Source organism: Providencia sp. PROV255 (genome assembly GCF_028478065.1).
GTDB classification, from domain to species: Bacteria; Pseudomonadota; Gammaproteobacteria; order Enterobacterales; family Enterobacteriaceae; genus Providencia; species Providencia rettgeri.
Window position 1 is genome coordinate 1 of the sequence record NZ_JAMPMI010000023.1, and the last position, 23,377, is coordinate 23,377.

Annotated in this window: 27 protein-coding genes; 21 read left to right on the plus strand and 6 right to left on the minus strand. The window is 46.5% G+C overall.

What is annotated here, in order from left to right:
* The 5 genes from PR725_RS18610 to PR725_RS18630 form a co-directional block, all read left to right on the plus strand.
* On the plus strand, positions 1–723 hold a 723-nt coding region (locus PR725_RS18610), incomplete at its 5' end, for a YadA C-terminal domain-containing protein (RefSeq protein WP_272569968.1).
* Positions 724–997: 274 nt separating this feature from the next.
* Positions 998–1,279, plus strand: coding sequence for a hypothetical protein (locus PR725_RS18615; protein ID WP_272569969.1), 282 nt, complete (start codon positions 998–1,000; stop codon positions 1,277–1,279).
* Positions 1,280–1,579: 300 nt separating this feature from the next.
* The gene (locus tag PR725_RS18620; RefSeq protein WP_272569970.1) at positions 1,580–2,131 is read left to right on the plus strand and encodes a hypothetical protein; all 552 of its coding nucleotides are present in this window, start codon (positions 1,580–1,582) and stop codon (positions 2,129–2,131) included.
* 86 nt (positions 2,132–2,217) lie between these two features.
* The gene (locus PR725_RS18625) at positions 2,218–3,867 is read left to right on the plus strand and encodes an AAA family ATPase (protein WP_272569972.1); all 1,650 of its coding nucleotides are present in this window, start codon (positions 2,218–2,220) and stop codon (positions 3,865–3,867) included.
* A complete protein-coding gene (locus PR725_RS18630; protein ID WP_272569974.1) occupies positions 3,857–4,036 on the plus strand; it encodes a hypothetical protein in 180 nt (59 codons plus the stop codon). Before PR725_RS18625 ends, PR725_RS18630 begins: the two co-directional genes overlap by 11 nt.
* 38 nt (positions 4,037–4,074) lie before the next feature.
* On the opposite strand, the gene PR725_RS18635 is transcribed toward PR725_RS18630, so the two are convergent.
* Complete coding sequence (locus tag PR725_RS18635) at positions 4,075–4,404, minus strand: helix-turn-helix domain-containing protein (RefSeq protein WP_272569976.1); 330 nt, start codon at positions 4,402–4,404, stop codon at positions 4,075–4,077.
* Positions 4,397–4,783 (minus strand): type II toxin-antitoxin system RelE/ParE family toxin, encoded by a 387-nt coding sequence (locus PR725_RS18640; RefSeq protein WP_272569979.1) that lies wholly within the window; start codon positions 4,781–4,783, stop codon positions 4,397–4,399. The genes PR725_RS18635 and PR725_RS18640 overlap by 8 nt, the downstream gene beginning before the upstream one ends.
* 142 nt (positions 4,784–4,925) lie before the next feature.
* On the opposite strand from PR725_RS18640, the gene PR725_RS18645 reads away from it, so the two are divergent.
* The 9 genes from PR725_RS18645 (at position 4,926) to dnaB (ending at position 12,491) form a co-directional block, all read left to right on the plus strand.
* Positions 4,926–5,534, plus strand: a complete 609-nt coding sequence (locus PR725_RS18645; RefSeq protein ID WP_272569981.1) for a hypothetical protein — start codon at positions 4,926–4,928, stop codon at positions 5,532–5,534.
* Between the two features lie 53 nt (positions 5,535–5,587).
* Positions 5,588–6,808, plus strand: a complete 1,221-nt coding sequence (locus PR725_RS18650; RefSeq protein WP_272569984.1) for a hypothetical protein — start codon at positions 5,588–5,590, stop codon at positions 6,806–6,808.
* A 93-nt stretch (positions 6,809–6,901) separates the two neighbouring features.
* Positions 6,902–7,339, plus strand: a complete 438-nt coding sequence (locus PR725_RS18655) for a hypothetical protein (RefSeq protein WP_272569985.1) — start codon at positions 6,902–6,904, stop codon at positions 7,337–7,339.
* 95 nt (positions 7,340–7,434) lie between these two features.
* Positions 7,435–7,725 carry a hypothetical protein gene (locus tag PR725_RS18660; RefSeq protein WP_272569986.1) on the plus strand — a complete coding sequence of 97 codons (291 nt, stop codon included), beginning with the start codon at positions 7,435–7,437 and terminating at the stop codon, positions 7,723–7,725.
* Positions 7,726–7,728: 3 nt separating this feature from the next.
* Positions 7,729–8,520, plus strand: coding sequence for a hypothetical protein (locus PR725_RS18665; RefSeq protein ID WP_272569987.1), 792 nt, complete (start codon positions 7,729–7,731; stop codon positions 8,518–8,520).
* 171 nt (positions 8,521–8,691) lie between these two features.
* Positions 8,692–9,264 carry a hypothetical protein gene (locus PR725_RS18670; RefSeq protein WP_272569988.1) on the plus strand — a complete coding sequence of 191 codons (573 nt, stop codon included), beginning with the start codon at positions 8,692–8,694 and terminating at the stop codon, positions 9,262–9,264.
* A gap of 189 nt (positions 9,265–9,453) precedes the next feature.
* Entirely contained in the window at positions 9,454–10,596 is a 1,143-nt protein-coding gene (locus PR725_RS18675) for a ParB/RepB/Spo0J family partition protein (protein WP_272569989.1), read from the plus strand.
* Positions 10,597–10,713: 117 nt separating this feature from the next.
* Positions 10,714–11,076, plus strand: a complete 363-nt coding sequence (locus tag PR725_RS18680; RefSeq protein WP_272569990.1) for a hypothetical protein — start codon at positions 10,714–10,716, stop codon at positions 11,074–11,076.
* 8 nt (positions 11,077–11,084) lie between these two features.
* Positions 11,085–12,491 (plus strand): replicative DNA helicase, encoded by a 1,407-nt coding sequence (gene dnaB, locus PR725_RS18685; RefSeq protein ID WP_272569991.1) that lies wholly within the window; start codon positions 11,085–11,087, stop codon positions 12,489–12,491.
* Between the two features lie 33 nt (positions 12,492–12,524).
* Here dnaB and PR725_RS18690 read toward each other — a convergent pair whose 3' ends face one another.
* Positions 12,525–12,980 carry a hypothetical protein gene (locus PR725_RS18690; RefSeq protein ID WP_272569992.1) on the minus strand — a complete coding sequence of 152 codons (456 nt, stop codon included), beginning with the start codon at positions 12,978–12,980 and terminating at the stop codon, positions 12,525–12,527.
* Between the two features lie 157 nt (positions 12,981–13,137).
* On the opposite strand from PR725_RS18690, the gene PR725_RS18695 reads away from it, so the two are divergent.
* Positions 13,138–14,418 (plus strand): phosphoadenosine phosphosulfate reductase domain-containing protein, encoded by a 1,281-nt coding sequence (locus PR725_RS18695; RefSeq protein WP_272569993.1) that lies wholly within the window; start codon positions 13,138–13,140, stop codon positions 14,416–14,418.
* A gap of 284 nt (positions 14,419–14,702) precedes the next feature.
* Here PR725_RS18695 and PR725_RS18700 read toward each other — a convergent pair whose 3' ends face one another.
* Positions 14,703–15,509 carry an AraC family transcriptional regulator gene (locus PR725_RS18700; RefSeq protein ID WP_272570006.1) on the minus strand — a complete coding sequence of 269 codons (807 nt, stop codon included), beginning with the start codon at positions 15,507–15,509 and terminating at the stop codon, positions 14,703–14,705.
* A 76-nt stretch (positions 15,510–15,585) separates the two neighbouring features.
* On the opposite strand from PR725_RS18700, the gene PR725_RS18705 reads away from it, so the two are divergent.
* From PR725_RS18705 to PR725_RS18715, 3 genes are read left to right on the plus strand one after another with little or no spacing between them, the layout of a single operon-like run.
* Positions 15,586–17,625, plus strand: coding sequence for an FUSC family protein (locus PR725_RS18705; protein ID WP_272569994.1), 2,040 nt, complete (start codon positions 15,586–15,588; stop codon positions 17,623–17,625).
* On the plus strand, positions 17,615–17,806 hold the full coding sequence (locus tag PR725_RS18710) for a DUF1656 domain-containing protein (RefSeq protein WP_272569995.1): 192 nt from the start codon (positions 17,615–17,617) through the stop codon (positions 17,804–17,806). Before PR725_RS18705 ends, PR725_RS18710 begins: the two co-directional genes overlap by 11 nt.
* A gap of 19 nt (positions 17,807–17,825) precedes the next feature.
* A complete protein-coding gene (locus PR725_RS18715) occupies positions 17,826–18,689 on the plus strand; it encodes an efflux RND transporter periplasmic adaptor subunit (protein WP_272569996.1) in 864 nt (287 codons plus the stop codon).
* A 17-nt stretch (positions 18,690–18,706) separates the two neighbouring features.
* Here PR725_RS18715 and PR725_RS18720 read toward each other — a convergent pair whose 3' ends face one another.
* Positions 18,707–19,564, minus strand: a complete 858-nt coding sequence (locus PR725_RS18720) for a DMT family transporter (protein ID WP_336297990.1) — start codon at positions 19,562–19,564, stop codon at positions 18,707–18,709.
* Positions 19,564–20,448 carry a MurR/RpiR family transcriptional regulator gene (locus tag PR725_RS18725; protein WP_272569998.1) on the minus strand — a complete coding sequence of 295 codons (885 nt, stop codon included), beginning with the start codon at positions 20,446–20,448 and terminating at the stop codon, positions 19,564–19,566. The genes PR725_RS18720 and PR725_RS18725 overlap by 1 nt, the downstream gene beginning before the upstream one ends.
* A gap of 76 nt (positions 20,449–20,524) precedes the next feature.
* Between PR725_RS18725 and PR725_RS18730 the strand changes: the two genes are divergently transcribed.
* The 3 genes from PR725_RS18730 to PR725_RS18740 all read left to right on the plus strand — a co-directional run bounded on the left by PR725_RS18730 (position 20,525) and on the right by PR725_RS18740 (position 23,250).
* Complete coding sequence (locus tag PR725_RS18730; protein ID WP_272570000.1) at positions 20,525–21,421, plus strand: oxidoreductase; 897 nt, start codon at positions 20,525–20,527, stop codon at positions 21,419–21,421.
* 346 nt (positions 21,422–21,767) lie between these two features.
* Positions 21,768–21,899, plus strand: a complete 132-nt coding sequence (locus tag PR725_RS18735; RefSeq protein WP_272570002.1) for a hypothetical protein — start codon at positions 21,768–21,770, stop codon at positions 21,897–21,899.
* A gap of 490 nt (positions 21,900–22,389) precedes the next feature.
* Entirely contained in the window at positions 22,390–23,250 is an 861-nt protein-coding gene (locus tag PR725_RS18740) for a RepB family plasmid replication initiator protein (protein WP_272570004.1), read from the plus strand.
* The last annotated feature ends 127 nt before the right edge of the window (positions 23,251–23,377 follow it).

Genomic DNA, 23,377 nt, shown 5'->3' on the forward strand with positions numbered 1-23,377 from the left:
GATCACGCTCAGAGCTCAGCCGACAAGGCACACGCTGCGGCCAACGACGCCCAGTCATCTGCGGATAATGCGCAAGGGACTGCCAATACAGCGGTTTCCAAAGCCGATAAAGCTCAGGTGACCGCTAACCAGGCAGTTTCTAAAGCCGATCTCGCCCAAAACACTGCGAACGAAGCAAACGTGAAGGTGGAAGAAGTGCGCGGCGTGGCTAACGATGCGAGAAAAACTGCGGGTACTGCGTTAACCACGGCTCAAGGTGCCGATAAGAAAGCCGACAAAGCCTTCGTTCGCGCTGAAGAAGCCGAGAAAAACGCCGTAACAAAATCAAACACCTACACGGATACTCGCTACCATCAGAGCATCACTTATGCTCAGAACGCAGCTAATACCGTTGAGGTCAACGCAAACTACTATACTGATACCAAATTCAAAGAGTTGCGTGATTCTTCTAATCAGCGCTTCAAACAATTAGGTGAGAAAATTGAGCGTGCTGAAAATCGGCTTAACGCTGGTATTGCTGGGGTTACAGCGATTTCCTCCATCCCGTATGCTTCTGATAGTACGTTCAGTTACGGCATCGGCCTGGGTAATTACCAGAACGGAAACGCAATCGCGGGTGGCGTGCAATTCAAAACTTCGCCGAATACTCGAGTCCGCTTTAACGTATCGTTGGATAGTGAAAACAACAATGCGATCGGTGTTGGCATTGCCAGCGGCTGGTAATTAAACCACGCTCTATCGATAACAGATCACAAGGCCAGCATTCAGCGCTGGCCTTTTTATTGGTTGAAGTTTCGTCAGCCGTATCTCCTGGGGCAAAATAAATTTGTGCGGTGAATCCCGCTATGCGCAGGGGCCTTGTATCAAACAGTGATTAACGACAACTCGGTTGTCCCTATAAACACTGGGGTTCGGTGAAGGCGAGTCGGCTTGATACACCGATTCACCGGGAGGCACCCGGCACCGCACATCACATTTCGATAACGACGAGGGTAATATGAGCCAGAAAGAATTTACAGTTGGTGATCAAGTTACATGGTCCAGCCAGGCGCAGGGTTTTGAACGCGAAAAAACAGGTACGGTCGTCGCCGTGCTGAAACCACATGCGCACTTCACCAATCAGCACAGGGAAAACTTCCCCGATCTGTTCAAAAGCGCTGGCGTAGGTTACCCACGAGATGAGATCAGTTATGTAGTCAGCGTGCCTCAGGGAAAAACGGGTAAGGCCAAACCAAAACATTACTGGCCGCGCACATCCGCACTGAAAGTTGCGAAATAAGCTGCCAACATTTCAAAAAACTAAGGCCGGATTCTCGGCCTTTCTTATTCCTAGTCATACAGGGTATGAATTGAGGGAAAGTGTATTCGTCGTAAAATCTCACTCACGGGGAGCCTGTGTAGTGCGGGATCTCTCTTAATTCTACGTTAATATTTCACTTACCAAATCTATTCTCTATGTAGGAAAAAATGTCAAAAAAAATGATTTTTTTCGCGATTGGCTATTTGTCAGCGGTTGGAGTGGGGTAATACTGGATTCACAGGCAGTAAACAAAACGAATAACTCAACCGGAGAACGACCATGTACCAGCAAATCAGCCAGACCCGTATCACTCTAACTTCTTTGAAAGTTGCTGCGTTCGCAAGTGAAGAAACCTGGTGCTTTGAAGCTAAAGTTTGTCTTGATGGGAAAGCTATCGCTAATGCCCATAACAGCGGCACAGGTGGTTGTACCTTCATCCTCGCAATGGATGGTAAAGATAAGTTGTTAGAAGAGGCAGAAGCCTTTGCTAAATCTTTGCCTGATCTGGTGTCTGACTTTAAAGACCCACAAACAGGCACCAACATGTTGTTGAGTGTCGATCTGGAAATGCTGGTTGATTGCATCGTTACCGACATGCAACACGAGAAAAAGCTGCGCGCCCGCTTCAAACGTGAGTACCCAAAGAAACTGCTCTATGTGAAAAATGACGCTTTGTACGCTATCAACGGCGTGGATATCAGCAAAACCAAAGACCAAGCCGCGATGTTTGCGGGTTGCCGTGAACACAACGGTAAAGACATCATCATTCTGGCGGAACTGCCTGAAGCGAAAGCTTGGGAACTCTACCAAAAAACGATGGGGACGAAATAAGCCATCTCAGCCCGCTTCGGCGGGCTTCTTTCGTTAACTGAGCTTGTTCCCTGATAATCCCTAAACGTCCACTTTCCGGAGCTTTTATGGCTATTACGATCACCTGTGGCATTCTGCGTAATGCTTCGCACGAAGAGTTAACCAGCAAGGCCTTTTCTAACGCAAGCAACGATCAGGAAATTGATATCGACGCTGACAAACTGAGTGAAGAGGCAATTAACGACCTGCGAAATACCTGTGAGCAAATGGGGCAAAAGAAAATAGTCCGCGTCATTGACTCGATCGTAGCTGCAAAGAACGGGGATTTTTCCAAGCCTGTTGCGAGTTTTCAAGCTTTTGAAAGCGTCCTGCTTGAATACCTGCGTATTGACGCCAAAGACGGCTGGATCTACCGCCGAGGCAGTGATGGTAATCTGTATGTTGCGCTCGTGACATCTGTTAAACACAACACCAGCGGCAGTTACCGAAACCAGCCTCCATCTGTGGATATCAATATTTCATGGTATGGCTACGGCAATAATTCGAATCGTGATAAGCCCTACGCTGTCCATACTGACAGCATCAAGTTTTACGCCCAAGAAGTGGCTCGCCGTCAAGTTTCAAAAATCCTGGCTGAGCAACACCTGTTCAAGGAAACGCCAGAGCTACGCGCTGAATACGATGAACAACTGAAACGGTATCACGAGCTGGTACAAGGCAAGTTCCCTCGCCAATTCCGTGCTATCGGTGCGGCAAATAAAATCGATGGATATGGCAGTTACGATCGCAACTTGAACATTGCGGGTCACAAGCTGATCCATGATCTGCCAACCAGTGAGTGCGGGCCGGTCAGTGAGATGGTTGAAACCGACTTGTTAGGTACTGATGAGGTTGATGGTTTCGGCGTGTTGCCAGAAGCTACCGCAGTCCGTTTCTTCGATCTGTCACTTCATCAATTTGTCTGGGTGCATTCGAATAATGTCGAACCATACCAGTACGACAAAAACCTGCGTAACAAGATGATTTTGCCTGAATCACATAGCGATTTGCTGGATGTCCTGACCACCGACATTACCGCTTTTACCAGCGACATTATCGAAGGGAAAAGTGCGGGCAATATCATCATGTGCGTTGGCAAACCGGGGTTAGGAAAAACCCTGACTGCCGAAGTGTATTCGGAACTGACGGAAAGGGCGCTGTACTCCATCCATGCAGGGACTTTGGGTATTAACGCTGAAGAGATCGACAAGAACCTGAAAACCGTACTAATGCGCGCCCGTCGTTGGGATTGTGTGCTGCTCCTGGACGAGGCGGATGTTTTCGTTATGGCTCGTGGGCTGGATATGGTGCATAACGCTGTAGTCGCTGAATTCCTGCGCACAATGGAGTATTTCGACGGCCTGATGTTTATGACATCGAACCGTGAAGACGATCTGGATGAAGCCATCATCCCTCGTTGTGCGGCGATCATTCGCTATGACGTGCCTACGATTGATGACGCCAAGAAGATTTGGCAAGTGATGGCAGACAACTTTGGTGTCGAACTGAACGCTGATCTACTAAATCAGCTGGTGGACAGATTCCCGACTATGCCTCCACGCGATATCAAGATGCTACTTCGCCTGACATTGCGTATGTGCCGAGCCAAACACGGTGATGGGGCTATCCCTGACATTGAGATGTTCCGCCGTTGTGCGATGTTCCGTGGTGTTCAGATCCGTTCGAAACATGAAGAGAAGCAAGATAATGCAGCTTGATGAACAAAGCCCTGAGCAGATCAGGGCCGCTGAAATTTGCGACAGGTTCGATGCACAGGTGTTTACTGGTGATGCCTTCCTGGGTAAGGAAGAGGCGGTGATCCTACTGGAACATGCCATGCGATGGCAAAAAGCGGCGTTGGATACGTTAAAAAGCAATGCCCGATGAATGATAAAAGCCCCTGATTTAGGGGCTTTATTTTAGCCTTAGACCACTAAAACTTCTGGGCCTTTGCTTTCAAGAATACGCAACATCCTCAATGCAGGGCCGCTTGGTTTCTTTTCCCCTCGCTCCCATTTGGATATGCTCTCTTTCGACATTCCCAATGCACGAGCGAGCACAGATTGAGACATGCAATATTTAGTCCGCAACATCTTGATCTCAGAGCCGCTCATCGCTGAAACTTCTTTTATTTTATCGTTAATTTCACGGGCGCGGACGGTGCTTTCAATATCTTTAACCAGACTTTCAGGTGATGCACCAGCTGCATTTAACTCTTTAGCCAATTCAAGCATATTATTAAGTTTGTCATTCATCAGTAATTTCCTCCAGTATTCCTTTAGAAATTAAGTTGTTAATGGTTTTTTCGTCAAAATTTAGAAACTCAGCAGCTAATTTTTTATAGGTTTCCAATTCATCATCTTCAATCTCTTTTTTACCTTTGGCATTGACCGTGTTTTTAGTCCATCCATCTGCAAAAAAAAGATGATTGTTTATCTTAAAAAAGATAATAACCCTAACACTTCCACTTTTGCCTTGCCCTTTCATTGCAAGGCGCTTTTTTATCACTCCGCCGCCTAAATCAGCTTCAAATTGTCCTTGTTGAACTTCATGAGCAGCATCAAGTAACTGTTTGTCTGTTATAGGTATTTTTTTAGTGCTTCGGATAAAAGATGAGATTTTATAGAACGCCACATTATCCCCTTGAGTGGTACCTGTTACTATAGTAATAGGTACCACTTAAATGTGCAATATTTATTAGTCTGCTAACGTTGGAAATTTCGTGGGGGGGGGGAATTGAGAGATAATTAGTGCTTTAATGACAAAGGTAGCTCTCATGCATAACACCGTAAAACCAAAAACGAGTTTCGTTATCAATCTACCTACTGACCTGCATAAGGACAGCCAGGCTCTGGTTTTGAAAACGGCTGAGGTTGTGGCTGAAAAAATGCGAGCCACCGAACTCAAACGGGGGCTCACGAACGAATGGGCAAAGCCCGATTGGGGATCGGCTTGCATCAATGATTTTCTCCGGCATATAGATAAAGGCGACCCGAGGGACCTCGCGGTCTACGCCAGCATGATGATCCATCACGGTTGGACAACGAAAGACGCGCTGAAGAACGTTATCGACCTGGTTATCGAACAAGCCAGCCTAGAGCTGCGCGAAGAGCTGGAAGCTGTAACACAGCTGCTTCGCGTTGTTTTTATTGATGCTGGACTGATTAAGCCTGAAGCGTCTATAAGCGGGGCTCAAATGTTGATGCAAGCCGACGACCTCAGCGCCGTGCTGCGTCAATCTGTCGCTCTGCCAGAAATGAATTTAGACCACGTTCAGGTGTTTCATCATGCATTTAACAACTTCAGCGACGAGCCGCTTGGCCCGGAGGAAGCGGATAATATTTTGACAGGCTTGAAAGCCGTCGTAAATTCGCTGCAACGCTAAAATAACCCGCGTCTCGCCTGGCCGAGGCTATGAAACTGGAGAAGGAAAAAACTATGAACCAGATCGTGACCGACGAACTGCATTTGATGTTCAATGATATGGGTATCAAAGATAGCTTGCGCAAAATTCTTCGTGCCATTGACGGTATTCCCAATGTTCAATACCTGGTGAAAGACGGAAAGGTGTTTGTGTTTGAAAAGCTGGTTTCACTGATGCTAAGCGAAAAATCGACCGAACCGAAAAAGGCGCTAGAGCTTCTGGCTCAAGCCTATGTCACTCCGATGCAGGCGGTTACCGACTGGAAAATCGTGCCGTATCCTTTTGAGGTGATCGGTAATGGCAATTACTGGGTGTTGCACCACACAAAATTCGATGCGGTGATCCCGAAAAAATTCGATACCGTCGGCCAGGTACAAGAAGCGATGGCAGAATTGCTATTGGGCCGTTCTATCACACCCGACGCCTGCGAGCTGATGGAGCCTAACCTGTTCTACTTTGAAAAACAGGTTTACAAAAGCATCGTCAGCCTGGCTGATATCCCTTCCGATCCGCTGGCTGAGTGGGATGACATGACGGCGGACAGTGTTGAAATGTTGAGCGTTGAGCAATACATTCCCGGTCACCCTCTGCTGACGGAAATCGTGTTTACGGGGATCAGTGAGGTTTCCGGTAAATGGCAAGGTAAACTTGACTGGATGCACTGCGCTGCGGAGCACGATGATGAAGCCATCTCCAGCATCTCGTTCCTACCGCTTGAACGGCTCAACGCAGATTACGCAACGACCTGGGTACCTGAAGAGGATGACAAACAGGTTATCGCTACCTTGCGGAAGTATTACCCTGAACTGTCTGGTATTAGCGATGCCGTGCTCTATTTCCTGTACGACGAATTCCAGATGGCCTGTAATCAGGTTTCTGGGGCAGAGCCTATCCGCGATACTGATTTTCTGTTCTATGCGACGGGTACCGCATTGGGCGTTGATGATGAAGGGACCGCTGTTCGCGATGCCGGGAAGATCGCCGTTTATCTTCTCTCGGAAAATACGCCCGCTGAAGTGTTGGCTCAGAAAATTCAAGAGTATGTTGCCCGCGACAAATCCCTGCGGCAGTTGGCACTTTGGCGCTGGAATGTGTCGAAGTTTCTGGAACAATTTGCCCAGACTGAAAACGGTGCAGGACAACCTATCGCTGTGTTTTCCGACCTGATGAAAATTGGCCGTAAATATGGTTCCACTTCTGTGACGGTAACGCAGTCACGATCTGACTTTTCCTGATTTTGTCGGCCGTTACGGTCGTGTAACACTGTCTCTGTGTTGAATGCGCCTGCACCTCCGAGTGCGGGCATTTTAAATAACAGAGGACTCGTCATGTCGCAAGTTAAACCCTTCTCCTGGCTTATTCGTGTAGACGTCGCCCCGATGTGGGTCGCGGATGGTTTTTGCATGAACAACCAAGCTGCCCTGGATATGCTCGCCAATCAACTGCCATACGCCGACATGAGCTTTGAGCTCGGTGCGACCGTTATTGCCGGGCCAGATCCGCGCCGTATCATCAACGAAAATGGTTGGGAAACCAATCCGTCCGAAGAAGCCAAAATTCGTGCTGAGTCTCCGCACGCTTACCCCGAAAATGACAAGCAGGGTACCGACCTCATTTCCACGCTTACGGATGCCATCGCCCTGATCGAAAACGATGTGCCTACCACCGATAAAAAAGCAGCTGTTCTGTCGCGACTGCGTCACGCACTGGCGCTGGTGGACGGTTCGGAGCCAATTGTAGATTTTGAATGGCAAAACGCTGAATAAATCATGCGCACCCTTCGGGGTGCGTGTCTTCCGGTTAATCACGCTCAACAAACCGAAAATAGAGGTGAATCATGCGAACTGAAAAATTCCGCTGGGTGATCTGCGATTGCTGTGAAGGCCACGGAAAAGTAGACAACCCCGCCTTTTCTGATGGGTTCACGGGTAGTGAATGGAACGAGCTCGATGACGACTTTCGTGATGAATATCGTAAAGGTACCTACGATGTCCAGTGCAGCGAATGCAAAGGGTCGGGGAAAGTTAAAGTACCCGATATCAGCCGCATGACGTTTGCCGAAAAACGTGTTTTGGCAGCACAGCGCCGGGAAGCCCGTGAAGATGCCGAGTATCGCCGTCAAGCCGCACACGAACAACGTATGGGGTATTGAGTCATGACACCGCGCCAGATTATTGCATCGCACATCCGCCAATACCGCACAATCCCGGCTGGCTCGATAATCTGGTTGCATGCCCCTGGGTTTGAAGATCTGGTCAGTATTGACGAAGTGGGGCGTTCTTTGGATGGCTGGCTTGAAAAAATGGGTTCTCCCGCCGAACTGACGATTCACCTGGATACGCCGGAAGGAGACTTTGAAGATCAGTGGTGTTTGGATACTGTCGTTTTCAAACAGCCCCCTCCGGCTCGTGAAGTTATAGAGCCAGCGAAGGTGATAGCTCGTCGTGAACGAGTTGCTGTTTTTGGCGAGAAGATGATCGCGACCGCTGAACATATCATTCACCTTTACACCGCTTACCTTGCAAATATGTATCGTCGTGATTTTGGTTATGTGGGAAATAGCCCGTCGGTACATGTGAACTGGGCTGCAAAGAACTCTTGGGGAGGTCATCGCACCATTACGATCAGTCCTGGTTACCTTTACGAGCCAACTTTGGTTGAAATATATGGCCTACGCATGTTTGCATGCCATTTTCACGAATACGCGCATATTTGCAAGGATAAGGAAATCGGCTCGTTCTACTCCATCAACCGGCTTGATCACCTTAAAGCGCTGGTGGCTCATGAGTTGGCTCACTTCTTTCAATTCAATACTCACCCTCGGAATTTCGATTCGCTAAATGCAAATCAACAACTTCCGCGCCTGGATTACCGTACACCTCATGGAAAAGGATGGCAGTTTATCTACAGGCATCTTAAAAAGCCGCTCAATTTGAGACTGAATTAATTATTAATTTAATTATTAACATTGTACCATTGCGTCAAAGTATGCATTCCTAATGTTGGAGAATAAATGTATTTATTAATGACCACGCTTTTTCTGATCGCCACAGTGTTTTCCTTTGCAAAAACAATGAAAATTGTGCTCGAAGAAGCGAGCCATGACAAGGAAGTACGTGTGGCAGCTATCAGGCAAGTAAAATTGACTTGGTTACTTTATGTGCCGTCTTTCTTTTTACTTCTTGCTCCATTCATTAAATCGTTCATGGATGCAGATTCCGAACAGATGGACCAATCTGGCTCCAATTTACCTGTTTGGCTTTACCTGGCTGGTGGCCTTTACTTGCTGCTTGGTGCCGGTGTTTTATTACGCAAAGCTGTCAAAGAAAAAACCCTCGGGCAGATAGGCACTATCCTTAATATCCAAATCCTTCTGTGGGTCGGACTCTACAGCACATTTGCGGCCTATGACCACTTGAAGTTTGCCGATGAAAACTTTGGGATAATGAGCACCCGGCTGATTGAGATGGGCGGTGTGAAAGATGTCAGTTGTGAGCAAGATCTGATGTTGGTTAACTACACTGAAGGTCAAACTACGCCAATGGAATGGCGGTGCCCGACAGGGTTCTCTTTGTTGAACAAAACAAATCGCCCTTTCGTTCCTTGGCCTGATTACACGGCAGGGGAAAGTGAACAACTTAGCGCGGCTATGAACAAGATCATGCCTGAGGCGAAAGCCAACGCGCTGTAACTCAACGTTCCTACCAAAGGCCAGCATTGCTGGCTTTTTTTTTGCCTATTTCCCACCAACAAAAAAATACTCGAAAAAAGACTATTTTTCCGCATTTGCTATTCGTCACCGGTACACCCCGTGTTTAACTGGATTCAGAAGTAAGCACAAACACGTAAACAACCAATAACAATTTGCGGAGTAACTATCATGACTATCAACGTACAACAAATCTTCCAAGCCTCCCGTGACAGCGAACTGATGGGCAACCTGGGCACTATCATGCGCCAAATGGACAAGGCTCCATCCACTCTGCGCGGCCTGAGTGATTTCGTTGCTAAAGAGCGTAAAACCGCCACGAACAGCGCATTGTTCGAAGAGCTGAACGTTGGCCGTAACAACGTGTACGCCGTCAGCGTCTCTTGGCTGTACGTTGAAGAAGGCCTGAACCTACGTGAGGTTGACGTAGAGCGTGCTGAGATGTTCAAGAACGCCTACCTCAACCACCCGAGCAGCGTACCGGCTATCCGAGTTAAAGTCGTTGTTGTGAACGGCGTGACACGCCTGAAAATCATCGACGGTCACCACCGTTACACCGGCCTGATGGCCGCTATCGCTGAGGGTGCGGTATTCGAAAAACTGATCATTGAAGAGTTCGAAGGCGGCAAGGACGAAGAAGTCTTCAACATGATCGAAAGCGCCAATACCAAGCATCTGAAGATGATTGAGCGCGCCGAAGGTTTCCGCCGTCTGGTTGATTGGGGCCATGAAATCGACTCCATCGCTCGCCGTCTGGGTCTGTCCAGCGTTACTGTTCGCCGCAGCCTGATCCTGGCTAAAGCCGAAGAGCGCATTAAAAAACTGGTACGTGATGATAAAGTGTCCGGCGATGTTGCAATTGACGTTATCACGGATTGCCAAGGCACCGATCGTGATGCTTTCGACATCCTGATGGCTTCTCTGGCTAAAGCCGAGCAAGCAGGCAAAAACCGCGTCACAGCGCGCTACGTGTCTTCGCCGAAGAAAGCCAAGGTGAAACCAAAAGTCGTGCGCAAAACCTTCGAAAGCTTGTTGCCGACGCTGGATCAACTGCGCTCGCAGATCCCACCAGCACCAACAGCTGAGCACGAAAACCAAATTGAAATCGCTGAGACCGTACCGGAAGAAGTGGTGTTGCGTCTGTCCCCTGAAGTTGCCCGCCAGTTGATGGCTGCGCTGAGCGACGTAGAAGCGGCCAAACTGGAAGAGGAAGCCGAGCAGGCTGCGAAAGAAGCCGCTGAGGCTGAAAACGAAGGCAATGACGAAGCCACTGAGGCTCATGACGGTGAAGGTGAGGACGACGCAGAGGCATAAGCCAACGCGCTGTCATCGCAAGAATAGGCCGGTTATCCGGCCTTTTTTATCCTACTTCACTTCATCGACCGTGCCGTTGAATAAAATAATGACGTCACGGCTCTGCTCGGAGGTTCTATGGAACACGCACTGCCTGTCCTGCCTAAAATCATCATCCGTGTCATTGATGACGCTTCTTTGGAAACGTTGGCTATCTCCCACTATGAAAGTCGGGGCTGTAAGCCGCGCGCACTCGGGAAAGGTCATTCCATTCGCCGTAAAGGCAAAAACACCGACGCGTTCCTGGCTCGCATAAAAGTAAATTACGTTCGACAGGTGCTCAGCAACTACGATCACGATAAAGAAAATGCGTATCGCAGCGCTGGGCGAGAGCGTGAAGCCACTTGCATGAGCCAGCAGCTGTATTCTGCAATTGCCCAGCATTACCCGTCACTGGGGGCTGAGTGTGAACGCCAAATCGCGCAACGAAACATGCTGTGAGGCCGGTGATGAAAGAGAAAAATCAACGCTCCACAGTCGCTACTGAACAAGATATGCGTCTGGTAGGCCTTCGTATGCCACCTCATTCACTTGAAGCGGAGCAATCTGTTCTTGGTGGACTGATGCTGGACAATGAGCGCTGGGATCTGGTGAGCGAACGCGTTGTGGAAGGGGACTTCTTTACCCGCGCCCACAAAAGCATTTTTACCATGATGCAACGGCTGGTGGAATCAAGCCGACCGATTGACCTGATCACGCTTGCTGAAGCCCTGGAGCAGCACAACCAGCTTGATCTTGTCGGTGGCTTTGCTTATCTGGCCGAACTGTCAAAGAATACTCCAAGCGCTGCAAACATCACGGCCTATGCCGACATCGTGCGTGAGCGCGCTGTGGTGAGGGAGATGATCGCAGCGGCCAATGACATTGCGGATGCCGGTTACGATCCCCAGGGCCGCAATAGCGCTGAGTTACTGGACCTGGCCGAAAGCCGTGTGTTCCAGATAGCAGAGTCTCGAACCAATAAAGACAGCGGACCAATGGGCATTGATGCCATTCTGGAGAAAACAGTAACGCGCATCGAGCAACTGTACCAGACGCCGCATGACGGGGTAACAGGCGTCGATACGGGTTACACTGATCTGAACAAAAAGACGGCGGGGCTTCAAAAGTCCGACCTGATTATCGTTGCAGCGCGTCCGTCAATGGGCAAAACCACCTTTGCGATGAATATCTGCGAGAACGCGGCGATGACGCAAGATAAGCCCGTGATGATTTTCAGCCTGGAGATGCCGGGTGAACAAATCATGATGCGCATGTTGGCTTCCATGTCCCGCGTTGACCAGACCAAAATCAGGACAGGCCAACTGGATGACGAAGACTGGGCACGCATTTCCAGCACGATGGGCATTTTGCTTGAAAAACGAAATGTCTATATCGACGACAGCAGCGGCCTGACGCCGACCGAACTACGATCGCGGGCGCGGCGGGTTTTCCGAGAAAACGGAGGCCTGAGCCTGATCATGGTGGACTATCTTCAATTGATGCGGGTTCCGGCGTTGAAAGACAACCGAACGCTGGAAATTGCAGAAATCTCTCGCTCTTTAAAGGCGCTGGCAAAAGAACTTCAGGTACCCGTGGTGGCCTTATCGCAGCTTAACCGTTCATTGGAGCAACGCGCTGATAAACGGCCGGTAAACTCGGATCTGCGTGAGTCGGGTTCAATTGAGCAAGATGCGGACCTCATCATGTTCATCTACCGTGATGAGGTCTACAACGAGAATAGCGAGCACAAAGGGGTAGCCGAAATCATCCTGGGTAAGCAGCGTAACGGGCCAATCGGATCGGTGCGTCTGGCCTTTAACGGTCAATGGTCGCGGTTCGACAACTACAGTGGACCGCAGTACGAAGAATATTGAAAGTTACCAATGCCAGGGTTTCCTGGCTTTCTGTCAAGACTGATTGCTTACTATTTCTAGTAAATAAGCAGCAGATGAAGGGACAGGACTTCTAATTAATTTTTTAGCGAGCGCCATATCATTTGTTTTTTTCATTACAAAGGTTACTTGAGACGTTTCATCAATCTTATTCAGCATTTCTGGTAAAAATAGGTCATCAATAAATTTTTGTGGGTCAATCTCCAATGCTTTTTGACCCCCTTTGAATTTTGTACTGGCGTTTATAACGTCAACCGCCGAAGCAAATAGCTCTTGAGCCATATATGCCCTAATCTCTTCCGATGAGCCTTGGTACATAAAAACCCATGACATGGTATCCATTTGTGCCAAGGGATCGCTTTTTAACCTATTACCTAAAGAGATGCGTCTAAACATATTAAATAAATACACCGCAATCCAAAGAGGAACAATAACAATAAAGCAATAAAAAAGTATTTCTTTTAATTCCATTTGCCACCTCTATTTAAAATTCACAAGATTAATAATCTTTACCGCATATATTAGCACCAAACTAAAATTTTTTAATATCTCCCTTTTTTTCGGAATTTCGTTAGCAGTCAGCCTCATGCAAAAATAATCTGTAAACAAAACAAATAACAGGTGATTTATGCAACATTCCTTCAACTTTGAAAATCCGATACCGCCTTCTATATCTGTCTTAAAAGCGGATAAGTGGCAGTCCGTGTGGCAAACGCTGAAGGAAGATGCCGACCTGAATTACCGTGATGCCAGTCGCGGGGTTAGCCTTGCCGACCTCATCCATGACGGTACCGCCTCTATCTATCAAGCCCTAGTTGATAATTGGACGATCTCCCTTGCCTGGAGTAGCGGTAAAGACTCTGAAGTTGTCTTGCATTTATTCCTCATGGCATTGGTGCGCGCAGTCCGTGCAGGTATCCCTATCAGCCAGCACCATTATCTTTTACATACCGATACGGGCATTGAAAACCCAGAAATACGCTGGCTCGCCGATCAGAAACTGGCTGCACTGGAAAAATTCATTGAACAGGAAGGCCTGCCGCTGTCTATCGTTCTGGCAAAGCCGGGGCTCACTTCAAGCTGGACGGGGCGGATACTGACCGGGCGAGGCCTACCCACCTTCACCAACAGTTCGGTACGGCAGTGCTCCAACGATTTGAAAATTTTCGCGGCCAAACGCGCCAAAACGGCCTACGTAAAAAGCCTGCCAAAATCCGTGCGTGAGCGAGTCTGCTTGTTACTCGGAAGCCGTGACGCTGAAGGCGTCATCCGTGCCAAAAACATCGCTTTGAAAGGCGGGAGCGCGAGTCAGGTTAAGATCACAAAGGAAGGCGGTGAGTTATACCCTGTCCGGCACTGGTTACAGGGTGACGTGTGGGAGTTTCTGCTCAGCGCCGGAAGTGCTCCTAAGTATCTGCTACCGAGCTATCTGGAGAGCAACAACGACACCGCTGAACTGTACAAAGCCGCAACCGGGGAATGTGTCTGGTCTGGCTCCGAGAAAAAATCCAGTGAAGCCTGTGGGAGCCGGTTTGGGTGTTGGGCTTGTCAAGCGGTCGGCCTCGACAAATCAATGGAGAACTTACTGCGTTCGGATGACGATCGCCACGGTTACATGGCTGGCCTTAACCGTATTCAGCGGTTTTTGTCCAAGCGTCGCAATGCGTGGGAAGACAGGCATCCAGTGGGTCGCACTTTGTATGCAGGGGGATTCGTTAAGATTCAGCCGGATGTCTATTCACCGCGCTTCTTGGAGCGCCTGCTGCATGTCTGTTGCAGCATGGATTACGTTGAGCAGCTGCGTGCCGAGGATGTGGCCGAGAAACTACGATCAGGCGAACTGGAAAACACCGCCCATAACCGGCGTATGGCGTCACCGCAATTTCGCATTGTCAGTGAATCGCGCTGATCCACATCGACTTCATGTGGTCATTCCATCACTTTAACGAAAAACTGTTTCATGCTCTGGAAATCTATCGCCGTGTCTGGGCAAAAGGAGAGCTCGACCTGCTAGAGTATGTGCCTCAAATACTTGTTGGTAGGCAAAAAGGTTAAAGCCAGCGTCATTCGTTTAAGCTGTTAGGCTAATCTGGCCTTCACTATGTAGTGGCAGTTGGCAAAGGAGAACGATATGTTGGGATAATACATACTATACCATGACTCATTTATAGTTAATTGCATAACTTGGTGCTACTAAATATCGGTTAAAGGTGAGCTAGTTTTCCGTTCGGCAAAATAGTGTGCAGGTGTATTGCCCATTGTTTTTTTGAACATGGTGATAAATGCATTAACAGATTCATACCCTAGATTTGATGCTACATTTTGAACCGAAACACCACTAGCCAGTTCCCGAAGAGCAATTATCAGCTGCAGTTGCTGTCGCCAGCGTCCAAACGTCAATCCTGTTTCACGCTGCATCAAGCGAGCAAGAGAACGTTCGCTAAGTGCCAGTCTTTTGGCCCATGTTTTGAATGTACTTCGATCGTCAGGTTGAGTTACCAGCGCATCAGTCATGGTGCGAATTTTAGGATGCGATGACACAGGAAGGCTCAGTTTCTGTCGAGGCATAGTGGCTAATTCATCAAGTGTTACTCTAGTCAATCTGGCAAGATGACTTTCCGGTGGATATTCGATGCTCTCGCAGGTTAAACGAGCAACCAGTTCTTTGATCAGAGTGGAAATGGTCAGAATACAGCATTCCTCTGGCAGCTCAACAGCTCCAGGCTCGATAAAAAGATAATTTAGATTCGCATTCCAGGTAGCTTTAGCACTGTGCGGTACTCCCCCAGGTATCCAAACTGCACAATCAGGTGGCACAATCCAGATATCATTTTCGGTACGACAAATAACCGCCCCATAGAGGGTAATAATCAATTGTCCTTTGCGGTGCGTATGTACTGGCACTTCAGCAGCATAATCAACAAAATCCAGATGTCTCGCGACTGCGGGGCAGGTAGTCGCATCTGGATCAAACAGTGTATTGGCGAGTCGCGGTAGCATAGATTGGCAATATTTAGGTATTTTTTGACAGAATATAGTATTTAAGTGAATATGCAAGCTGGTAATAATATTCAGCATGAAAAAAATTAACACGAGTTACTTTCATTTGTTACACTCCATACCCCATCATTTTCGCGGTATGGCTTGTCCTTCTTTGCTGAATGACGCGAACGCTCTACTGTATTCTGCGAAGAGTTTTGCCGCAGCTATGCTCGCATACTATATTGCACTGTCAATTGGCCTTGAGCAGCCTTCCTGGGCAATTATCACAGTGTATATTGTTTCTCAAACGTCCGTCGGAGCTTCGCTCAGTAGAAGTCTGTATCGTCTGGTGGGAACGGTAATCGGAGCGGGTATGACGGTATTGATTGTGCCTTTATTCGTGAATTTTCCCATATTTTGTAGTGTGATACTAACTAGCTGGATTACATTCTGCCTTTATTTATCCTTGCTGGAACGCACCCCTCGAGCCTATGGTTTTGTTCTAGCTGGATACACTGCAAGTTTGATTGGCTTTCCTGCAGTATCCGATCCTAGCGCTGTTTTTGACATCGCTATCATTCGGGTACAGGAAATTATGATCGGTATCTTCTGCGCGGCGCTTATTCATCGTTATATATTGCCTGCGCGCATCTCAAGCCAGTTCAATAGTAAATTGTCGCAGACTCTGGTCTCAGTGCGTCAGCGGATCTCAGATACTTTAGCAGGTAAACCCGATACTATTTCATCGTCGCTGCATATGGCTCTTGCATTACAATTCTTGCAGGGTATCAGTCATCATATCCCTTATGATTTTGCGTTTTCTGCTCCGATAAGGCAAGCAAGAAAAAGGCTTCACGACAGGCTGGCACGATTGATCATTATTAACTGTGAATTACGCGACCGTTTAGCGCTAATGGCGACGATACCAGTCGAAATACAAATTTTGCTGAGAAATATTGAGCTCTGGCTGGCCAGTAAAGATGAAGAAATATTTAAAGCCAAGGGGGGAGCTCTCAAAAAACACAGTGAAAAATTACTTCAACGCTATGTCATGCATGAGATGACGCTTGAAAAAACGCTGCATGCTAGTTTTATGCGCTATGTGGTGGAATCCATTGTCCTATTGCAACAATGCTATCGTCTTTCAGATGCCATCCATCACATGAAACATATGCCTGCATATTCAGAAAAGAATACCATAAAAGGGTATATATTTCACCGTGACCATCTTACTGCTGCTCGCATCGCACTAGGCGCTTTCACCATTATTCTGAGCGCCTGCCTTATGTGGATTTTCTCAGCATGGCCTGATGGTGGAATGGCAGTTTCTATCCTTGGAGTCTGTTGCACACTGTTTGGTACCTTCGATACGCCCGCACCACATATTGTAAAATACATTATTGGCTCCTTCTGGGGGGTTTTAATAAGCCTGATCTATAGCTTTGTTCTACTCCCACAAATCAGTGATTTTATTGTACTGGTAGCTGTTTTAGCTCCAGTTTATCTACTTGCCGGGTCTCTTCAGGCCAGGCCACCTACCACCTTCATGGCGATGGGTATAACACTGACACTACCTATTTTGTGCGAACTGAGTTCCCACTACCGCGGGGATTTTGCTTTGGCAGTGAATACCTCTATAGCATTATTTTCTGCAACTGGCTTTGCAGTGTTTAGTATGGGGTTTCTTCAAACTGTGCAGGCAGATGCGGCGATAAAACGCCTACTAAAATTGTGCCAGCACGATATTAACCGCAGCGTAAAAGGTATGCAGAATACTGATGAAACGCTCTGGACCAATTTGATGCTCGATCGAACCGCATTAATACTGCCACATATGCAGCGCTGCAAGCATTCATCAAAAAAGGTACTGATTAATTTGATGCACACCCTACGTATAGGTCTATGTGTAATTCGATTACGCCGATGTGATGCGCATACAAACAAAGACATAAAAGAAATATTCACTCAGCTTGCATACCCGATGGATATTGACACTTTACTTAAACGGATCGCCAGCCTAATTGAGTGCAATCTAGCAGTAACAGATGAATTATCGCGACATTATGTTGATCAACTGGTTGATCTGTACTGCGTATTAAGTATTCAGAAAATGGAGACTACCGATGATCAATGATTTCAATATTGAGGGGGTTTTTGTACCAGGTCTGCTGATAATTTTCCTCATCGCGCTTACTTGTTCGATATTACTCGTGACGCTTTTTTCGTTCAGTAAGAGTTACCGTTGCTTGCCGTTTCGCCCGATGACCGATTTTTCCATCTGTATTATTATTTTTTACCTGCTATTGCAGGGCTGAACGAACTGGGGTTTTTTTAATGAAATCGATTATTTATCTACTTGGTCGCTATGCGCTAACGCTCAGTGCTGTGGCAGTGGCTGCGCTTTTAGCTTTTATCCTCTGGAAACATTATGCTCAAACGCCGTGGACCCGAGATGGTCGAATTCGTGCGGATGTGGTACAGATTGCTCCAAATGTCTCTGGGCCGGTTTTGGATGTGGCTATCCACGATAATCAGTGGGTGAATCGGGGCGATGTACTCTATTCCATTGATCCGCACTGGTTGAAGTTGGCAGTTGATAGTGCACAGGCAAATGTCACGGCTAAACGTCATGAAATGCTTATGCGTCAGGATGCAGCGAGGCGACGCTCTAAGATTAAAGAGGTGATTTCTAGCGAAGACATACAGCAGTCAGACAGCGCTGCCAGCATTGCTGCAGCCAATTACCATAGTTCACTAGCAGCACTGGATCTTGCAAAACTTAACTTATCTCATGCCGTTGTTCGGTCCCCAGTTTCGGGTTATGTCACCCATTTACGGCTTCGCCCTGGCGACTATGCCACTGCGGGAGAAACCAAAGTTGCCATCATTGATGCCCATAGTTTTTGGGTGGTTGGCTATTTTGAAGAGACTAAATTGCAACATATTCATGCAGGAAATATAGCGCATATTACTCTAATGGGATATAAACCGGTAATCACTGGCCATGTTGAGAGTATTGGGCGTGGAATAAATGATAACAATGACGATATTGGAGGGCTTGGCCTACCTAATGTCGAACCAACCTTTAGCTGGGTGCGGCTCGCGCAACGTATCCCGGTTCGGATTCACATAGACACATTACCTGAAGGAGTTGAATTGGTGGCAGGACTCTCTGCAAGTATATCCATAACACCATAATGACATCCTAGAAGCGATCAAAGGCTAATCACTGCAATACCTGACAGCACCACCACTGCACCCGCAATACGACGTGCTAGATGATTTTCACGAAATAAATAATATGAGAAAAGGGAGCCGATAACAATAGACGACTCCCTGAGAGGAGCAACTAGTGCCAGTGGCATGCTCTGCATGGCTGTCAGTACAAGAATATAAGCAAGGGGCGAGCAAACAGCAATGATAAGGATTGGGATAATATCTATACGTACAACAGTTTGAATATGATGCTGTCGTCGCATCACAGCTGGTGTCATAATCAAACTTTGTAGCAGGATTGTGCTAGCGTAGTAGCTCACGGGCTCTAAATGTAAAGTGATTACCGAATAACCGTCCCAGAGGGTATAACAGGCAATGCCAGCGCCTGTTACTGCTCCCCACAGTAATCCTTGTAAAGGTCGACTCCTGCTTCTGAACGGATTGCCAGTAACGACAAAAATACCAGCGATAACGAGAAGTGCACCAAATAAAGCATGAGCAGAAAGCTGTTCCCCCATGAATAGGGTTGCAAACAGTATTGTCAAAACTGGTCCGCTCCCTCGGGCAATCGGATAAACAATACCAAGCTCGACCCGCTCGTAACCAGACTGCAAGATTAGAGAATAAGCAATATGAAGTATAGACGAAATAAGTGCCGCGACAACGAGTTGCCAGTTAAAGTTCTGTTGTCCATTAACTATCAAAATGAGACTAATCGGAACCCATAGTAATGCTGAGGTACAGCTGTACGCCCAAACAAACACAAGTGTATCTTCTTTCTTATATTTTGAGGCTATATTCCATACAGCATGAGCTACCGAAGCAGTAAGGATCATAGCTAGCGAGCTTAATTGCATTAAAACATATCCGGTAAATCAATACCCGCACGTTCGGCCCGGTAACTTTGTTCTTTATCTCGCACTGTAAGGGCTGATACCAGCGTATCAATAACGACGAGCTGAGCAAGCCGGCTCCCTGCTGCGGCCATCTGAGCTGGTAGTGGTACGCCACCAACAACGAGTGAAACATTAGCGAGTTCGGCTAGCGGAGTATTGTACTGGTTAGTTATAGCGATAACCGATGCTCCGCTAGAGTAAGCGGCATCAGCAACGGCGAGTGTAGATGATGTGCGACCTGTTGAGCTGACAACGATCATGACGTCTTCTGGACAAAGGAGACGGGCCGCAATCATTGCTGATAAGTAATCTTGAATACTGATAGTTATTACACCCGCTGTCCGCATGCGAAAGACAGCGTCAGCGGCTACTGTAGAAGAAGGCCCTGCACCAAACACAAATACCTGACGTGCACTCTGTATTAAATTGATCGCCTCATCAATATCGGAGATTTCAATAGCACCGCTGAGCGCGGTTAGTGCGTCTACTCCAGTGCGAATTGATGTTTCCAGTACAGATGTCAGAGTAGCGTTTGCAGTAAGGCGTTCAGGTGGTGTAAAGAATCGGGCTGTGCCACGTGCTCGGGCAATCTCTATTTTAAGTTCAGTAAAGCCAGTAAACCCGATCGCTCGTGCAGCACGTATCACTGTTGGTGGCGATACACCAACACGAGAAGCAACCTGTGCCGCTGTGCTTGTACCAACAAATAAAGGATCGGCAAGCAGAAGAGAGACAACTTTAGCTTCACTTACAGGAAGATCGCCACTTCGAGCATGGATGCTGCTAAGCCATTGCTGTAGTCGGTTTTCACCTTCTGAAATTTTATTACCATTTTCTTTTTCCATGTGTAATGTATTACATTCTCATTGTTAAGAGCACAACCAACACCTTAATAATTTTTTTAAGAAGGAGTCAGCATTCATGAGCACTGAATTCAATATGGTCGTCGCTGTTGTGGGTCCTGGAGCCATCGGTACCACAATTGCGGCGGCATTACATGAGGTTGGCCGCACACCGTTGCTGTGTGGACGTACTCCCCGCGATCGCCTAACTCTACTTGATGGTAACCACTCAATTACCGTACCCGGACCGGTTGAAACGAATCCGACAAAAATAACCCGTAAGGCTGATCTTGTTTTTCTGGCAATCAAGGCCACACAAATTGCTGCAGCAAATGAATGGCTCAAAGTCTTGACCGGCCCAGAGACAGTTATATGCGTGCTCCAGAACGGTATTGAACAGTTGGATATTCTTGCGACGTATTCTCTATCTGGACAGATAGTTCCCTCAGTCGTATGGTTCCCCGCACAGGCTCAGCCAGATGGTTCAGTACTTTTACGGGGAGATGTACGACTTAGCTTACCAGATACGTCAGCTTCTCACTTTGTAGCTAAAGCGCTACAAGGTACTTGGTGCTCAGTGGATTTAACCTCAAACTTCAGCTCTCTTGCTTGGCGTAAATTATTGCAGAATGCTGTGGCAGGACTCATGGTACTCACGCACCGACGGTCTGGCATGTTCAACCGTTCAGACATTGCTAAGCTTACGCTGGCTTACTTACAAGAATGCTTATCAGTAGCACGTGCGGAAGGTATAGAACTCGGAGATGAGGTAGCACAGGAGATCCTTGATAAATTTCAGGCAGCGCCTATCGACATGAGTACCTCTATTCTAACAGATCGAGAAGCAGGCAGACCGCTAGAATGGGATATCCGTAATGGTGTCATAGCACGTCGTGGCCGAATTCATGGCATTTCAACGCCTATTAGTGATATTTTGGTACCGCTTCTTGCTGCAGCGAGTGACGGTCCTGGTTGATCCTAGTTGGTGATTTATCTAGTAAAACAATTGAGGCAAACGATTACAGTAAAACATAGACTCAGCTGGAAGTTCACGACGTTTACGGAACTTTGGTTTGGCAAAAATAATAGCTCATTCTTAATGGAAGGATCTGCTTTGTAAGTATATACGAATCATTACTACTAATTTGCTGATCCTCATGATGCATACTGTCAATTATGTTTCTATCATGCTAAAAAGTTGTTTTGCATTATTATCCACATATCAACAGGGTAGCACCAATAAAGTACCAATAAGATTGATAAGGTCAAAAGAGATCCTATGATCCGGGATCTCTTCTATTGCAAGGCCTGAGGGTGTGATCATGTTGACGCTAGTCGATTTATTATTGATGCTAGACGAAATAACGTTAACGCTGGACGATTTTTTGTTGACGCTAGATGCTATTTTGTTGAAGCAAGACGATTTGTATACCTTGTTATCCACACAGCTGTGATCTCCATTTATTTCATTGGTTTAATTAAATAAAACACTTATGGCAAAAAAAGTTATTACTTTTTATCCACAAATAAGTATTTGGATGATCTTTTCAACCTAAAAAAAGTTATCCACATATCAACAGGATAGTTCCAATAATAAATTCAAATGAGATCAAATAAGGTCAAAAGAGATCCTCGATCTTGCAACTTATTAAATTTAAAGTATTTAAAGCATATTCATGTTGATGCTAGACGATTTATTGTTGATGCTAGCATATTATTTATTGACGCTAGTCTATTTTTTGTTGATGCTGGATGATATTTTGTTGACGCTAGTCTAGATTAGTCTAAACTTACGCACATTAGGATCGTTTCATTAACGCTTTGATGTATATTGCTAAGTTATGATCCTTTTTAAAATTGCTATTTTTTATTCACAGCTACTGTTAATTAGTGCTTGTGTTGATGCAGGGTGATAACAATAAAGTGTAATAAAATAAGGAAATCATGAGTAAACCCATAAAATCCGGTTATTTATCTGTCTCTGAGATAGAAAAAGATAGCGGTGAAGTACATTATCTTAAACCTAATGGTTCAAGTACAGTTCAGCCAATTGCATTATTGAGGCTTGGTTTATTTGTCCCGACGGTAAGATCGGGTTCCAGAGAAGCTACTGGTATGGATGCTTCGGATGACCTGACGTTGCATTTTGCTGAGAAGGAAGGTTATTCCGATATACTTATAACAGGTAGGCGATTAGATGTAGAAACTGATTTTAAGGTTTGGATGGGGATTGTTTCTTGTTTGTTCGATTACAAACCAGATTCCAAGGGGTATGCAGTTATTCCTTTTGATGAATTCATCGAAAGGTGTGGCTACCCAAAAAGTCGTTTATCTAAGCGCTTTAGAAAACTAATTGAAGATTCCATTTATCGACTAGCATCAACAACGATGAAGTTTAGTCGCGCCACAGATGACGATAGAATTAACTCTCATATACTTCATCTTATAGAAGCAGGGAAGTTCACTCCTACAGATGATATGGTTCATATCAAACCTACACCAGAGTTAGCAGAGCTTTATTCAGTTGATTATAAAAAGATTCTTAAAGTAAGAACCCTTGAAAAACTTGGAAGAAAAGAAACTGCTAAAGCTTTGTATCTTTTCTTAGAGGCTCTTCCAGAAAACCCTTATCCGATCAGTATGCAACGTTTAAAAGATCGGCTTGCCCTAAAATCTGCTAGTAATGTTCAGAATTCTGTAATACGTAAAGCCATGAAGCAACTTGAAGAAATTGGATATTTAGAATACACAGAGAAGAAAACCGGCCATAAAATCGAATTCAAAATACACAAAAGAAACCCATAAAAAGAATATTTCCATACCTAACAATTGGTTACGCTCTGAATTTGATGCGAAATAACATTTATTGAAGCAAGTCGATGCCTGTTGTTGATGCTGGACGATCTTTGTTGAGACAAGGCGATTTTTGGTG